This is a genomic window from Escherichia sp. WS338, from assembly GCF_046486405.1.
Taxonomy (GTDB): domain Bacteria; phylum Pseudomonadota; class Gammaproteobacteria; order Enterobacterales; family Enterobacteriaceae; genus Escherichia; species Escherichia coli.
Genome location: NZ_JBJQLL010000059.1, coordinates 1 through 14,759, shown reverse-complemented (window position 1 = coordinate 14,759; position 14,759 = coordinate 1). Strand labels below are relative to the sequence as shown.

At 52.1% G+C, this 14,759-nt stretch carries 13 protein-coding genes and 2 pseudogenes; 4 read left to right on the top strand and 11 right to left on the bottom strand.

Annotated elements, in window-relative coordinates; all coding sequences use genetic code 11:
• Positions 1 to 103: 103 nt before the first annotated feature.
• Positions 104 to 3,994, bottom strand: a pseudogene (traI, locus tag ACJHWT_RS24150) (conjugative transfer relaxase/helicase TraI); the annotation flags it as partial.
• 81 nt (positions 3,995 to 4,075) lie between these two features.
• On the opposite strand from traI, the gene vapB reads away from it, so the two are divergent.
• Positions 4,076 to 4,303: a toxin-antitoxin system antitoxin VapB gene (vapB, locus tag ACJHWT_RS24145; RefSeq protein ID WP_000450520.1), complete on the top strand. Its 228-nt coding sequence runs from the start codon at positions 4,076 to 4,078 to the stop codon at positions 4,301 to 4,303.
• Complete coding sequence (locus ACJHWT_RS24140; RefSeq protein WP_000911313.1) at positions 4,303 to 4,701, top strand: type II toxin-antitoxin system tRNA(fMet)-specific endonuclease VapC; 399 nt, start codon at positions 4,303 to 4,305, stop codon at positions 4,699 to 4,701. Before vapB ends, ACJHWT_RS24140 begins: the two co-directional genes overlap by 1 nt.
• Positions 4,702 to 4,709: 8 nt before the next feature.
• On the opposite strand, the gene traD is transcribed toward ACJHWT_RS24140, so the two are convergent.
• The 9 genes from traD to traQ all read right to left on the bottom strand — a co-directional run bounded on the left by traD (position 4,710) and on the right by traQ (position 14,038).
• Positions 4,710 to 6,863: a type IV conjugative transfer system coupling protein TraD gene (gene traD, locus ACJHWT_RS24135; RefSeq protein ID WP_000009324.1), complete on the bottom strand. Its 2,154-nt coding sequence runs from the start codon at positions 6,861 to 6,863 to the stop codon at positions 4,710 to 4,712.
• 252 nt (positions 6,864 to 7,115) lie between these two features.
• On the bottom strand, positions 7,116 to 7,847 hold the full coding sequence (traT, locus tag ACJHWT_RS24130) for a conjugal transfer complement resistance protein TraT (protein WP_023565183.1): 732 nt from the start codon (positions 7,845 to 7,847) through the stop codon (positions 7,116 to 7,118).
• 31 nt (positions 7,848 to 7,878) lie between these two features.
• On the bottom strand, positions 7,879 to 8,376 hold the full coding sequence (locus ACJHWT_RS24125) for an entry exclusion protein (protein WP_000605857.1): 498 nt from the start codon (positions 8,374 to 8,376) through the stop codon (positions 7,879 to 7,881).
• 15 nt (positions 8,377 to 8,391) lie between these two features.
• Positions 8,392 to 11,214, bottom strand: coding sequence for a conjugal transfer mating-pair stabilization protein TraG (gene traG, locus ACJHWT_RS24120; protein WP_001007018.1), 2,823 nt, complete (start codon positions 11,212 to 11,214; stop codon positions 8,392 to 8,394).
• The gene (gene traH / locus ACJHWT_RS24115) at positions 11,211 to 12,584 is read right to left on the bottom strand and encodes a conjugal transfer pilus assembly protein TraH (protein ID WP_001517790.1); all 1,374 of its coding nucleotides are present in this window, start codon (positions 12,582 to 12,584) and stop codon (positions 11,211 to 11,213) included. Before traH ends, traG begins: the two co-directional genes overlap by 4 nt.
• Positions 12,584 to 12,964 (bottom strand): F-type conjugal transfer protein TrbF, encoded by a 381-nt coding sequence (gene trbF, locus ACJHWT_RS24110; RefSeq protein WP_001389370.1) that lies wholly within the window; start codon positions 12,962 to 12,964, stop codon positions 12,584 to 12,586. The genes traH and trbF overlap by 1 nt, the downstream gene beginning before the upstream one ends.
• The gene (gene trbJ / locus ACJHWT_RS24105; protein WP_001443031.1) at positions 12,951 to 13,292 is read right to left on the bottom strand and encodes a P-type conjugative transfer protein TrbJ; all 342 of its coding nucleotides are present in this window, start codon (positions 13,290 to 13,292) and stop codon (positions 12,951 to 12,953) included. Before trbJ ends, trbF begins: the two co-directional genes overlap by 14 nt.
• Positions 13,222 to 13,767 (bottom strand): type-F conjugative transfer system pilin assembly thiol-disulfide isomerase TrbB, encoded by a 546-nt coding sequence (trbB, locus tag ACJHWT_RS24100; RefSeq protein WP_000059851.1) that lies wholly within the window; start codon positions 13,765 to 13,767, stop codon positions 13,222 to 13,224. Before trbB ends, trbJ begins: the two co-directional genes overlap by 71 nt.
• Complete coding sequence (traQ, locus tag ACJHWT_RS24095) at positions 13,754 to 14,038, bottom strand: type-F conjugative transfer system pilin chaperone TraQ (protein WP_000624109.1); 285 nt, start codon at positions 14,036 to 14,038, stop codon at positions 13,754 to 13,756. The genes trbB and traQ overlap by 14 nt, the downstream gene beginning before the upstream one ends.
• A gap of 80 nt (positions 14,039 to 14,118) precedes the next feature.
• Here traQ and ACJHWT_RS24090 point away from each other — a divergent pair, with 80 nt between their 5' ends.
• The gene (locus ACJHWT_RS24090; protein ID WP_001324103.1) at positions 14,119 to 14,433 is read left to right on the top strand and encodes a hypothetical protein; all 315 of its coding nucleotides are present in this window, start codon (positions 14,119 to 14,121) and stop codon (positions 14,431 to 14,433) included.
• Between the two features lies 1 nt (position 14,434).
• On the opposite strand, the pseudogene ACJHWT_RS24085 reads toward ACJHWT_RS24090, so the two are convergent.
• Positions 14,435 to 14,650: pseudogene (locus tag ACJHWT_RS24085) on the bottom strand (conjugal transfer protein TrbA); the annotation flags it as partial.
• A gap of 31 nt (positions 14,651 to 14,681) precedes the next feature.
• On the opposite strand from ACJHWT_RS24085, the gene ACJHWT_RS24080 reads away from it, so the two are divergent.
• The coding region (locus tag ACJHWT_RS24080) for a hypothetical protein (RefSeq protein ID WP_223602324.1) at positions 14,682 to 14,759 on the top strand (78 nt) is incomplete at its 3' end.

Below are 14,759 nucleotides of genomic sequence, written 5' to 3'. Positions count from 1 at the left end.
CTCCGTTGACCGAAGGAGATCAGTGAAGGTAATTTAAAAACGGTTCTGTGAAAGTGACACGAACCGATCTCCATCGATGTTACTCACCGATCTCCTTCACGGTAATACGCAGATACACACTATCCACCAGGGCAAGGGCATCCGGGTTATTCTCCCAGGTGGAGAGACGACGCAGTTCTCCGTCACGTATATTCGCTGTGTTCAGGACAGGCACCATGACCTGCTCTTTGCCCAGCTCACCGGCCTTTTCCCGTGCATCATGAATCATGCTGTTCAGTACGCGCCGGTCCTCATTCAGGTGTGTGACAATCAGCGTCTGCTCCCGTGCTTCCGGTGTCCTGCCGGTATAGTCGCGGACAATGGCTTCATACAGTGTCATGGGGATATCCGGGAAAGCCTCGCCTTTCAGCATCGCCTTCTGCTGCGCTTCTGCCAGTTTCGCTTCCTGGCTGTGACTGAACTCCGTCACGGAGTGCTCCGGTGCCCATGCGCCCTCCTGACGGGGAACCTGAGACGGTTTCACACTCTCAAGCCCGGACAGTGCCCTTTCCACATCCCGGTTAATCAGGCTGTATACCGCCTCCCGCAGTTCCGGCGTCTGACGCACAATCTCCTTCATGATGACCACATCGGCAGCACTGCGCGTCTGCTGGAGACGGAAAGGCTGACCGGGCGCGATGGCCTGCAACTGGTCCGTGTCACCACTGGCCACGGCACGACCGCCACCGGCCGCAATCAGGGCGTATGCCCGTGCCATGTCGGTATTGCCCACCATAGAGCTCTCATCGAGCAGGAACAGCGTGTTGCTGAAATTCGGCGTTTCTCCGCTGCGCTGCAGCAGCTGCGTGTCATGCAGAAAGGACGCCAGCGTCTGTGCATCCACGCCGGCGCTGCGCATCTCACCGACCGCACGGTGCGTGGGCCCCAGCCCCACGACACGGGGACGTTCACTCTCCGGCAGCATGTTCACGGCTGACATCACCGCCCGGAACTGTGTGGTCTTACCCACACCGGCATAGCCCTGCACCACCGTGAAACGGTCGGACGTTTCCAGTATCATGCGGGTAGCGGCACGCTGTCCTGATGTCAGTTTCTCCATGAGTTCGCCAGGTACTCTCTCCATCAGTGGCGTGACCGCCTCCTTACCTTCGAGAATATGGCGAAGAATGCTCTTTTCTGCCTCATACGACGCACGGGAAACCAGCAGGCCTGTGCCATAGCCTTTTGCCACATCCACATACAGTAAATCACCGCGTTTTATCTGCGCATTGATTTCCCCTCCCAGTTCAGTAAAACTGGTTCCTTCTGCAGCAAACGACTTCGCCTCTGTCAGCAGGTCCACCATGCTGAAGGCCAGGTTTTTACTTTCCACCACAGGAAGCGCCAGATGAATAGCCTGCTGTGCCGGCGTGTGAAGCCCGGTTTTCTGCAGACTGATAGCGGTTTCCAGCAATGTCTCACCGGCACGCGCCTTTATCTGCTCAGAAACCACCGTAAAGGAGGGATGGCGGGCAAGTTTTTCCGCAGTACGGGTTTCATCCAGTGAGGAATACAGCCGGACATCACGACCGCTGCGGGCCAGACCGTTCAGGGTGGCGTTGTCCATTGCCATCTGTGTGACGGAGGCAAAAACCTTCGCACTGTCGCTGACGGAATGCCCGGGCGTTTCCACCCAGCCGTTCTCCAGCTTCAGTGCCATGAATGGTGAATCGCTCACAGGCAGGGAGGCCGGTTCAGCCCGCCCCGGCACAACAACCGTCATCGCATCTTCACTGACGGATGCCACCTGCAGGCGGTCACCGCCGGAGACGCGGAGTCCGGGAATTTTCCCTGTCACCCTCAGTCGCTCGCCGTCTGCCACCGGCATTTTTTCCGGCCGGAACAGCGACCAGCTGCTGTCCAGGGAGGAAATACGCACCACCTGCGTTTCATCCTGCGCATCCCGCAGGGTCAGGCTGTTACTCTGCGCCGTCACCCGGTCGATAACATAGCGGTCATGACTGCGTGTCTCCGGGTTCCACTGCTCCATCACCATCCCCGGACGGTACATATCCCGCAGATAACGGCTCCGGCTGTCCAGCCAGACCGGCGACAGGGCGGTCATGGTTACCTCCGGGCGTCCGAGCACGCCCTGTGTTTTCAGCTCACTGCGAATGGCCTGTGTCAGTATGGCCTGTTCCCGTACCCCGCTGACCTGTGCCACGCTCTCTTCTCCGGCTTTCACGCTGGCAGCAAAATCTCCTGCCAGCCGGGCATAGCGGACATTACGGTCCGGTTCACTGATGATGGTGGCCGGCCGCTGTTCTCCCCCCTGCCAGCGATATGTGTTCACCCCGGCATCTTTCATGGCCATCAGTGCACTGCCTGTACCGGTTCGCTGCCCGCTGTCGGTTATCAGGACCTGTACGTTATGACGTGCGGCACCGTCCAGCAGGGTTAACGTCTCTTTCAGGGAGAGTTTTTCGCCCTGGTCAACGATAACAGTATTGCCCGGCGTGAAGGCCATGCCCTCCTGCAGCTGACGACGTCCGGTTATCAGCTCACCGGACAGCCGTTCATCCTGCTTCAGGTTCATCTGCGAGCGACGGTCAGCGGCGATAATCTGCACCTCCCGCCCCTGCTCCCGGGCCATCATGACCAGCTCCGCCACCCGCTCACGCTGCCCGGCTGCACCGCCCTGCCCGGACACAATAGCCAGCGACGGGCGATCCTGTGCCAGAACACTGACCGCATCGCTGTAACCGGCCGTCCGGGGGACACTTTTCTCCGGATGTACGGTCACCCGGTTCTGTTTCATGATGTCACGACTGAGTGCCCGGACTGACAGCTCATCGAGCACATGAATCCCGGACGTGAACAGCCCCTTCTCACGATCGAGGGGGATAAGCTGCTCACGGCTGATGGCCTCATCGATACCGGCGCGTGCCCGTTCAATCACACCATTTTCCGGCGGCAGTATGCCGACCGTTCTGGCCAGCACGTCCGTGTACGTAAACTGCACTTTGCGTTCACTTAATCCGGCAATGGCCTGTGTCACCGCCTGCTGCACATCCGGCCCGTCCTGTGAAGCGGGTCCGGGCGTCTGCGTGCGGGTCTCCGCCCGTTGGTCCGCCGCGTCACGATACGCCCGGATGTCGAACCCGGTTTCCTTCAGCGTCTGCATCCATTCAGCCATTCTGACTTCAGGATCGACGTGCTGTTTGGATTTTCGCGTATCCAGTGCCGCCACATCCCGGGATTTCAGCGAGGCGTCTTCCCCGACGGCCTCCCGGATAGCCTGTGAGCGTCCGGAGAAGGCCTCCACCGGTACGCCCGGCATCTCCCACATACCGTGCTTACCAACCACTTCCGTTTCATAGCCTAGCGCCTCAACCTGCTCTTTCAGTTTTTCCCGGTAGAGCCTGCCGAAGGCAATCTGATTAGCGTACACATTCTCAATGAACCCCGTTTTCCCCACTTTGTCACTGCTCAATGTCTTCCACTCGCCGTTATGCTGCGTGACATTGGCCACTACCGCATGTGTGTGTAACTGTGGTTCCTGATCGCGACTGGTGTCGTGGTTAAACAGTGCCATCACCAGATTACCGGTCAGCACCGTTTCTGACTGTCCGTCCGTCATAACCCGTGTGGAAGCCAGCGCCTCCACCTGACGGACAGCAAAATCCACGGCCTGGTTATGTGCATCAATAAGACGTTTATCACCGCCTAACATGGCCATCACGGAGACACTTTTGGGGGCGGAGAAGGTCAGGTCGTAGCCGGGACGATGCTTATTACTGCCATCCTGCATGCGGCTTAAATCCGCTCCGTCCGGCAGCTTCCCCTCCAGAAGACGGGTAAAAACATCCTTATCGACGCTGCCCTGCAGCCCCAGCTGTTCAGCCCCCCTGCCGGCCCAGCGTTCTCCCATGCTGCCCAGCACATAGTAATTATCCTTGTCGGTATAATAGTTACCGGCACTTCCGGCCGATCTGACCTGCGCGATACTCATCATAAACGTATATCCCTTTGACATATCCCGGTATCAATCCCACAATGGATATACACAAGACATATCCACATAAGGAGGCAAATAATGGAAACCACCGTATTTTTCAGCAACCGCAGCCAGGCGGTCAGACTGCCAAAAGCGGTTGCATTGCCGGAAAACGTAAAACGCGTTGAAGTGATTGCTGTCGGACGAACCAGAATCATTACGCCAGCCGGAGAGACATGGGACGAATGGTTCGACGGACACAACGTCAGCGCCGATTTTATGGATAACAGGGAACAGCCCGGCATGCAGGAAAGGGAGTCATTCTGATGCTGAAGTTTATGCTCGATACCAACATCTGCATTTTCACGATAAAGAACAAACCCGCCAGCGTCAGGGAGCGTTTTAACCTGAACCAGGGGAGAATGTGTATCAGTTCGGTCACCCTGATGGAGCTGATATATGGTGCAGAAAAAAGCCAGATGCCTGAACGTAATCTCGCTGTGATCGAGGGATTTGTTTCCCGCATTGATGTTCTGGATTACGACGCTGCCGCAGCCACACACAGCGGCCAGATAAGAGCAGAACTTGCCCGTCAGGGACGCCCTGTCGGGCCATTTGATCAAATGATCGCAGGTCATGCCCGCAGTCGGGGACTGATTATTGTGACTAATAACACCCGGGAATTTGAACGTGTGGACGGTCTGAGAATTGAAGACTGGAGCTGACCTGTTCATCAGAAATCATCTCCCGGCTCAACATCCTCCCCGCGCTCCCGGTGCACATTGATGTTCACCTCTTCACGACGCTGCATCTTCTGCTGGATATCCGGATTCTGCTCCCGTTGCCATGCCTCATAAACGGCCATATCCACCACTTCACCGGATTCACTGATCCCGGGTGGCAGTTGCTGTTCCATCTCTTCTTCCGGTTTCATTTTCAGCTCCTGCTCGATCCCCCCTGCCGGAACATTCACACCTGCATCTGACTTCTTATCGTTGATGGCAGGAGACACCGGCTGTTGCGGCTGTTCAGCCTGAGTCACGTCTTCTCCGGAAACAACCTCCGGGACATCCGGTTCGAAGAGGCTGGCCATCTGACGACCTTCTGCTTCCCTTGCGGCAAGTACGGCACTCAGACGGTTCTCCATTTCCGGGTTGATGTCACGCGGAATAAACTCCGGAGCGACCTTCGGTCGTGTCTGATATTTCAGGGAGAGTTTTACTGCCGGATACGGTCCGGGCAGGGTGACATAACAGGTCAGATCCGGCAGAGACTGAATGTCGGAATAACTGACCAGCGTCTGACGCTCCATATCCTTACCGGTCGATACCCCGTCACGTACCGGATCAGCACCGTAGGAATACTGCTCGCTGGCTTTCAGGTGCTCTTTCTCACCAATTTCACCGGCAGCGAACTCTGCAATCTTATGGCTGGGAGAACGGAAAAAGGCACGGGTGTTCATGACGTCAAACAGCGTGGCAGCCGCTTTCTCACCGTAGATATCTTCCAGCTGGGCATAGGACTGGATACCAAACACATAACAGCCACCGAACTTACGGGCTTCCGGCAGGATCTCCACCAGATCCGGCAGTTTGTGTAACGTGGGTAACTCGTCACAGAAAAACCACACACGACGGTTACGGTTTTCTCCCATTGCCAGCAGACCACGAATAGCAATGGACAGCCACATGGAGATCACCGGCTTCAGGGAGGCATGGGTGTCGGCGTTCGACGAAATAAACAGCCAGCCGTTTTTCTGATCTTCCCGGACACCACGCATCCAGTCACGGATGGTGAAGGGCTCACCGTTATGCTCAATCCCCTGCAGGTAACGGATGGCTTTCACGTAGTTGGTCAGCACAGCACGGATGGATATGGCCGTTTTCTCGATTTTCTCTTCCACCAGGTTGGCCGCCGGTGAATTACGCAGGAAGGTACGCAGCTTTTCAATTTTGATGGAAAGCAGTGTGTCCACCAGTTTGCTGTAGCTGCGGTTGGGGTCATTACGCATCAGGTATGCCGCTTCCGCAAAAATGGTACGTCCTGAACCCTGCCAGAACGGGTCCTCTTTTGTCCCCATCGGGATCAGAGTATTTGCGGTATTATCAAAATCTGGCTGTGTCAGGCACTCCTTCCACAAATCCCAGGCAGCACAGCGTGCATCCAGCGGATTCAGGATTTTATCGATGGAGGGATCATAGTAACTTTTAACAAATTCCCCCGAACGGTCATAAATCACCACCATATCACCACGCTGACGGGCGTAGTTGGCCAGACGACGGATAACCTCCGACTTACCGGCCCCGACAGTGCCGTGCAGACAGAAGTTCTGGATTTCAGAATCCCGGATAATCGGCAGATCGCCAATCCGGATATCGGAATCCTTGCCATCTTTTTTCAGCATCCTGGCCACCTCTTTCGGATTGTCAGTCAGCTGACGACCACCTGTGATTTCATTTTCGCTCTGTTGTTTACCCTGACGCCCCAGAATCCAGGAGACAACAAAGAAGGTGATCAGGCAGATAACCAGGGCCACGACAGACGCCAGAACGAATGCCGACCATAACTGCTCACCGCACCAGATCATATATTTATCATGCAGTACCTGAGCCGCGTTCATCCGGAAGGTTTTGCCGTAATACTGGATCTCATAGACCGGCTGGGACCTGATTAAATCCCGCATGCCTTCCAGCGTGGTGCACCACCAGTAAATGCAGCCATTCACAAACGTCTGCCAGCTTATTTTTACCCATAAAACCAGACCAACTAGGATCCAGAAAAAAATAAACAGGCAGTAAAGTATGATATTGGCGATCTGACTGAACATGCGGATACGCATGGACGCAATCTGACCGCCCTGGGTCATATCCTTTGCGTTAAAACTCATGATGATATTCTGAAGAAAGAAAGTCAGTCGGACTGATTATTAATGATGAAAAGATTAATAACCGTTAAATTCCGGCTTCGCCGGCAACACTTCACGGTTGCACAAAGAATTTGCACAACCGCTCAGTGTTTTCATATTTATTTCGGAAACGCCGGGGAGAAATAAAATTTATTTTATTTCTCCCCGGGGTTGGACAACGAGCAAAGCGAGGCGTCAGTCAGGAGGCCGGTCAGACCAGCCTCCGGAAGATAATCAGAGAATATTTGCGATTGATTTGGCCAGCTGGTCTTCGAGAACAGGCTTCGCCTCTTCAAATTTCAGGTTAACCTTGTTCGCATTTGAGACCACACGGGTCTGGTATTTATGCTGGTTACCTGTTTCAGTACTGGTCTGAATTTTCGCACCTGATGTGCCCTGACGCAGGGCGGCAACATTATCCGTTGTCACCGTTGCCTTAGTACGCTCTGCAATCTGCACATCCGTGATCATGGTATAGTTCACATCTTCCACCATCGCATCTGCAGCCATACCCACCAGACCGGCAGCAAGGCCCACACCGAGTGTGGCACCGGCAGAATTGGAATTATATCCGGTGATACCGGCACCTAACGCTGCACCAACTGCTGCGCCTTCATAACCACGGTTCAGCCATCCCTGAGACTCCCGCAGATCCATCTTATCGGCCTTCAGCACATTCGCCTGAATCCAGTAGTAGGCTTTATCCGGAGAAGTCACCACCTGATACCCTTTTGCTTTCACAGCATCAGCAATTTTGCCCTGCAGCCCACTCATGTCTTTATCAGACGTGTTTTTGATCTGCAGAAATACCGTGCGTTCGCTGGCGGGTTCAAGCCAGATGGTCTCACTCATCTGAGTCTTCACCTCAAGGTTACGCTTCTTGATTGCTGTGCTCATCGCACCACACCCTGAAAGGGCCAGAGTGGAACTGACCAGTGTAACCATCATCAATTTTTTTGTTTTCATCAAATTACCTTTTTTACAAACTACAGTTTTCTTATTGCCTGTCATAATAGTCCTGCCAACGAGTCCCAAAAGTATTTCCCGCTGAATCAAAGCCTCCATGCATAGGATATCCGGTTGAAGGGTTATAGTAGATCGTTGGGGTCTGTTCAATGCCCCCGAAGTCTAACTTTTCACTCCCATCATATTGGTCTTTGAGTTGATTTTGCCCCCATTTTTTTATGCTTATGCAACCACTAACTTGCCTTAATTCGTATAGTGTACCAATGATAAAAACCATCAGGCTTAATAACGGAGAGAGTAAGGAAGATACTGGCATCGTTATATACCAAACGCCTTTACTAAACTTAAACTCATCCGACACATCCCGTTTTTTTCGTATTTGAGAGAACAACCAGATAAACAGTCCCTGCCATAGCACTATGAAGAACAGCATAAAAACTGTTTCGGCATTCCCCCAATCAGCCAGATAACAGGCGATAAACTGTATCACTGTTACCAGAGCAATATGGGCTAAACATCTCATTATCATCTCCCAAACACAGTATTATTGCTTATACTTATCCTGATACTCCTTTGCCCTTTTCATCAGTTCCTGTGGACTGTCAGCCCCGGGCATTCTTTCCTGAGCCGACTTTTCTTCATTATATTTATTATTCTGAGATAATGCCTCTGTTTTATGGTGATTCTGCAGTTCAGAATACTGTCCTCTTACAATATTTTCCTCGCCACGTATGCTGTTCTGAGTATCACCTATATTCCCTTTATATTCTGTGACCATATTATCAACCTGATGTTTTACATCATTACGGATATTACTGTCCTGCGTTCTTTGCTCAATAATGGCCTGATGTCCCTGATGGTCAGCAATAATATCCTGACTGCCTCCACCCGAAGGTACGCTCTCCATTCCTTTACCAATATCGCCACGGGATTCCCGCCAGGCATTATCAACACCAGGCTGTATCTGTTCCTGCACAAAAGACCAGGCCATTGCCCGACGGCGTTCTGCAATCTCCGGCGAACTGGTATTTGTCAGAATAGCTTCGGCATCCTGCGGTGCGTGTTTCATCACATACTGTGCAAACTGTTGCGACAAATCTTCGCTCATCTGCCCACTCATGCTTTCAGTACGGGATGCCATTTCAGCATATTCATGGCTGCGGGTCATATTCGTCGTGTACTGGTCGTAACTCTGTTTCGCTGAATTCAGGGCTGCAGACAGTTGATCCACCCGGGAATCAGCATTATTGTCAGTATGGCTGCCGGATTCACTGACTTTGCGACTGGTAAAGTAATCGCTGGCCTCTTTAAAGTCCTTACTGGCTTTAGCGTCAATATCATGACGAGCATCATAGCTGGCCCGTGAACCACTGCTGGCCTGATGCGCATCATCATCACTCCAGTCAATGCCAGCCCGACCACCACCTCTAACGCCTAATCCTCCACCAACACCAAGAATTTTAGGTTTAACCCCCCATTCAGCATGAGCATCTCCATACATCCCGGCAGAAGCTCTCGTACTTCTGGATGCCAGTTCCTGAGTCGCCTGCTCATTACTGATATTATGCGCCTTCGCATAGCTTTCCACTGCACTGCGCATACGGCTGGCCATCATGGAGTCCTGTGCACTCATCGTACTGTCAGCACCACTGGTGACAGAGTCACTGCTCCCCCGGTTAGAACCAAACTGACTGAGCGTGTTCCAGGCACTGGCAATACTGCTGCTGAAACCATGCAGGGCACTTTCTGCTCTGTTCGACGCCTCCCGGGCCATTTCCTGTTGTGCCACTGCAATCTGACGCGTTGCATTGATACCGACCGGTAAACGGGACATCGCTCCGCTTGCATCCATCACCATATTACCGTCACGGGTCTGTGTGGCGGTTGCGCCACTGCCGGTCTGGTACATCATCTGACCAAACGACGTGGTGCTGTTGGTGCTCCAGCTGAAGCCGTTCACGTTTTCCGTCTGCATGTTGCCGTAGGAGTAATTACCGTCAACCACACTACCTGCCGCACTGGCAGTCGGGCTGATAGCAGAGGAAGCGAAATGGCTGTACACACTGGAAAATCCGGCCCCAAGCCCCCTGACCATCATCCAGGATAATGGCGGGATCATCATGGAAAGATACCCGGCAGTGGAAGCCAGATCGGAGTATTTCAGTTGTATCTGTGAAATTTCAGAGAGCACCACCGGCGCACCATTCTGTTTCGCATAAAATGTCATGGCACTGTTCAGAATGGCGTACAAGAGTGGCCATGACTGCAGCCACATCAGGGCAAACACATAACCTTTCAGGACAGACAGCGTCAGTTTGTTGAATACAGCCGCCAGTACCAGGAGCGGGAAAATACCGATGGCGATCCCCGTCAGGATGGTCTGCGTCATGGGCAGTGTCCGCATCGCCACATGACCGATGGAGACATGTGCCAGACGTTGTTTCTCCATCGATGACGTGGTGGCCAGATTCACCAGGCTGGCCGAATCACCATTACGTGCGGCATAACTGGTGATCCCCTCCTTCAGCGCATTGATGGTGACATTCTGGCGGATGATCTGGCTGGCTGATTTACTTGAGCCATAGAAGTAACTGTAACTGTCGCCAATCAGCGTACTGAACAGCAGGTTAGGATCAGGGCGTCCACCAAATAGCTGCTGGGCATAATAATGCCAGGTTTTTCCGCCACTCTGTGTGTCCAGATTCAGCTTGTCTTTCAGCGAAACCGACGCGTCCTTACAGGTTACGAAATTATTATTGCTGTCATAAACGCCCCGCAGCGGGCTGGGGCGGGAAAAAATCAGCGTGTAGGGATCAGCGGAGGCCATCAGCTCCTCCAGCGTGTATTTGTGGTTCAGGTAAATATCCCCCATAACACAGTTCTGCACATAATCCTGGAAAAGATTGGCGATTTCCGGATTGCGGGACAAAAAGTCGGTGCTTTTTGATACCAGTTCTGCGCCAAACAGCATCCCCGTTTTGCTGTAGGTGACACTGTCCGGTTGCGTGAAGATCATCTCGTAACTGGCCACCATTGCATGCCCGATACGGGTCGTCAGTGAAAGTGGCATCGCCAGTCCGACCGGCACATTATCCACCCGGTGAACTTTGACCAGGTCACTGTTATCAATAATCTGCACCGATGTGCGGACATTAACCAGCAGGCTGATAAGCACAAATACGGCCACCCAGCCCAGCAAATCCATCACGTTGTGCCGCTGTACCCACATTACGGCCACCGCGAGAACAGACAATGTGAGCGCAATTTTTTCAATGGAATCCCACGTCCTGGTTCCCATAAAGGCGGCAATGGCGTTCAGGTTATTCCGCAACCACTCACCACCGGCAATCACATAAACTTCATTCACCGCGTGCTCCCTCCGAAGTGATAGTTGTTTTGGTAACGACTGAGCATGCGGGCGGAAAGCTGCTGACGCATGTAGCTCATCTGACGATCGACAACCAGCAGCGCATCCTGCTGTACCTGCACCTGTGACTGAAACGCCGCAATCTGCCGGGTGGCATCATTCATGTTGTCGTTAATATGTCCGATAACCGCTTCGTCATAATTTCCCGTGGCCACCATCGCCCGGGCCTGCTGTATCAGCTCCTGAATGTACTGCAGCAGGATGTCGTAACCGATATAGTCCGTCAGCTGGTAAATCATGCTGTTGGAAACTCCGAGCATCTGCGGGTCAACCAGGTATTTGAAGACGGGGATGGTGGTACTGGAAATAAAGCCTTTTTCCTTGTCATCCAGAGGCGTGTCACTGACCGCCTTGTTCTGAATGCTGGCCAGAAGTTTAGTAATCTGAGACTTCAGTGCATTATCCCGGCTGATAGTCACCGGTGTGTCTGCCACCACTTTCAGGCATTTATCAGAATCGTTGCAGTGATAAATTTTTGCTGTGCCGCCTTCCATCATGGCCCGGATAATTGAGCGGTCAGTGGTTCTGGCTGACAGCGGTGTGATTTCGCCGTTGGGACCAAACACCAGTGAGCCGGTCAGCGTCATCACAAATTCTTTCAGCTCTTTGTTGCCGTCAAACATTCTGTTTTTGGAAAGCGCATTCCACATGATGTTGATGTTTTTGGTCACCCGCTCCTTATCCTTGTCGCTGGCTTTATCCCTGACACTGTCAGATTTCCCGCCAACGGTACATCCCTGCCGGGAAGCCGCCCAGTCAGCAAAAATATTGCTCTCACCGGCAATGTCCTGACAGACTTTCTGCTGGGACACCTGCGTCCGGGGGAAAAGCCCGCCGATAATCCCCTGTGCAGCCTGGCAGGAACTGAGGTTCATACTGTTAATGTCGCTTGCCATTTTCTGCACGAAGTCTTTTGCGGTTTTTATTTCCGGCACCGTTGTCTGCAGGGCAAGGTCAAAAAAGTAACCGGCAGCATTGCTCATAATCTGCTTAACAAAACGCTGCAACTGCTCACCATTAATAAAACTGAACGAGCCGAGATAGGCGTCGATGCCGCCACATCCAGCATTGATATCCGGCAGCGTCATGGAAATTAGCTGAACATTTTTGACCTGAGTACGGGCATACAGGGAGCCACCGTAAGCATAGCCGGCGGCCTGCCCCTGCCAGACGCCCGGCTGTGTGGTATTGGAAGCAAATCCCAGCTTATTAAAGAACTGATTCATGTCGCTGTTCACATCCGCTGACGCTGCAGGCGTCACCGTCAGTAAGGCGGCACAAAGAACCAGAAGAGGTTTAATGCGTGGCATCATTCTTGCCCTCCCTTAATGTGTTCTCCCGGTGCATACGACATTTCAGCAGGAATATCTCGATATTTCCGTATATTAATTCGTACATTGGGGACAGAAAAAAATGTAACAAGAAACCCGGCTGCAAGCGCATATAACGCATACGGAATGGCATATATCAGGATATTCCACATATAACTCGAATTATTTAATTCCGGGTCCGCTTTCCACGAATCAATACAGGCATCAAAAATAATATCCATAACTGTCCATAAAACAATTCCGGCAGTCAGGAATACCAGAGACAACCCAGCATACCTGCCAGTAATTCTGGAAATGTATTTATAATCTCGTTCTGTACTTCTGATTTTGAGCTCAGGATTACTTTTATTTTCTCTCATTATAAGTTCCCTCTGATATTTCCGATGATTCATTCAGACCGGTCATGCGGCTGTAATATATTTCAGACACCGAAATCCATCCCACAATTGCCCCCACAAAAAACACAACAGAAACAGAAAAGGTAAGACTCAGCGAAACGACAATTTCTACAGGGCTGGCGGGATAAAAAAGCCCCTGACGGATAAAGGGGATATTCAGGCTGACGATTATTCCCGTCACGATGCCGGATATTCCGGCAATGAGTAACACCACCTGCTTATTTCGCACCTTTTTTTCCTCCGTACATCTGCAAAACGGTATCCACCCGCGCCATAAAACCGGCGGCATCCGTTGCCCCCTGTAAAAGCGGTAATGCCTCAAGCGTGTTGACGTTGACCAGGAAGGTGGTCGGTGTGGCCACCGGGATATTCGGGAAGAAGGTCTGCATCACCTCCGGTGGCACCGGTAATGCTTCAGGAAAGGCCGTATCCCCCTGACCATCCAGGGTGTAGGAAAAAACGGAAAAGCCGTACTGCTGTGCCAGCTGTTTCAGTACCGGGTCAAACTGGTGACAGTAAGGGCAATGCCCCTGCATAAACAGCACCACCTTCCAGTCGGCCAGGTTAACCTGCCTGCCATTACTGAGGCGGAACCAGCGGGGAGCCGGCTTTGCTGTCCTGGCTGACGTGCCTGCTGCCGGTTGTGCAGGCTGCGTAGCCATACCCTGCGGATTCCAGAGTCGCTCTATTTCATCCCGGGTGGAGGCCTGCACAGCAGCGGCGCTCAGCAACAGGGTGAACAGCAGTGATTTAGTGAGAGACATGTCCGCCCTCCTGCTGCCCTTCCATCATGGCCTGTTGCCTGGCTTCCAGTGCCTCACGCTCTTCCCGGCTGACACGGGCAATCCATGCATCCAGCACCTGGTATGCGCCGAACAGTACGAGAATGGCCGCAATCAGCTCCGCCAGAAAAAAAGCCATCCAGGGTTTGCTGTAAACAAGACGGGCGACGATATGAAACCAGACACCCAGGGAAAATACCCACATTCCCGTAATATCAAGCCGGGGTAAAGAGAATCTGCGTTTACTTATCATGTTAAACTCCGGTTATTATTTACATGAGAGTATTCATGTCTGTAATATTCGCGTTTGTGTGATATTAATCAGAGGTACAAATGGAAAAGCGATCTTTTAAAGAAAAACTGGAAATAATCAGAAACATAATAAGAGAGTCGTTACCGGGAAATGCGGCAATTATTGCGCTGATATATGCAGCATCACATTCATTACCGGTCAATGCCTTCCCTGACTATCTTGTAATAAGTTTATTAAGTATCGCAGCAGGCATCGTTGTATTATGGTTATTTTCAATTATCTATATTTATTTTTGTGAGCTATTCAGAAGCCACTGGATTGCGGTATGGTTTATCATATGGTCTTCAGTAATCAACCTCATTATTTTGTATGGTTTTTATGACCGTTTTATATGACTTAGCCTGTCATAAGCCCCCTTATAAAAAACCACATCACTCCGGACCATACCGATGACAACACAATACAGATAAATATTCTTCTGAACCTGTCGAAGCTCGTAACGTCCGGTAATGCGGCCGCAACTATTGAAACAACCAGTGCTGCGCCCTGACTCATAATTGCACCACACAGAAACCAGAGACTGGCGGTAAGCACATATAAACACGCGATATGGTTTTGTTGAATAAATCGAACTTTTGCTGAGTTGAAGGATCAGATCACGTATCTTCCCGACAACGCAGACCGTTCCGTGGCAAAGCAAAAGTTCAAAATCACCAACTGG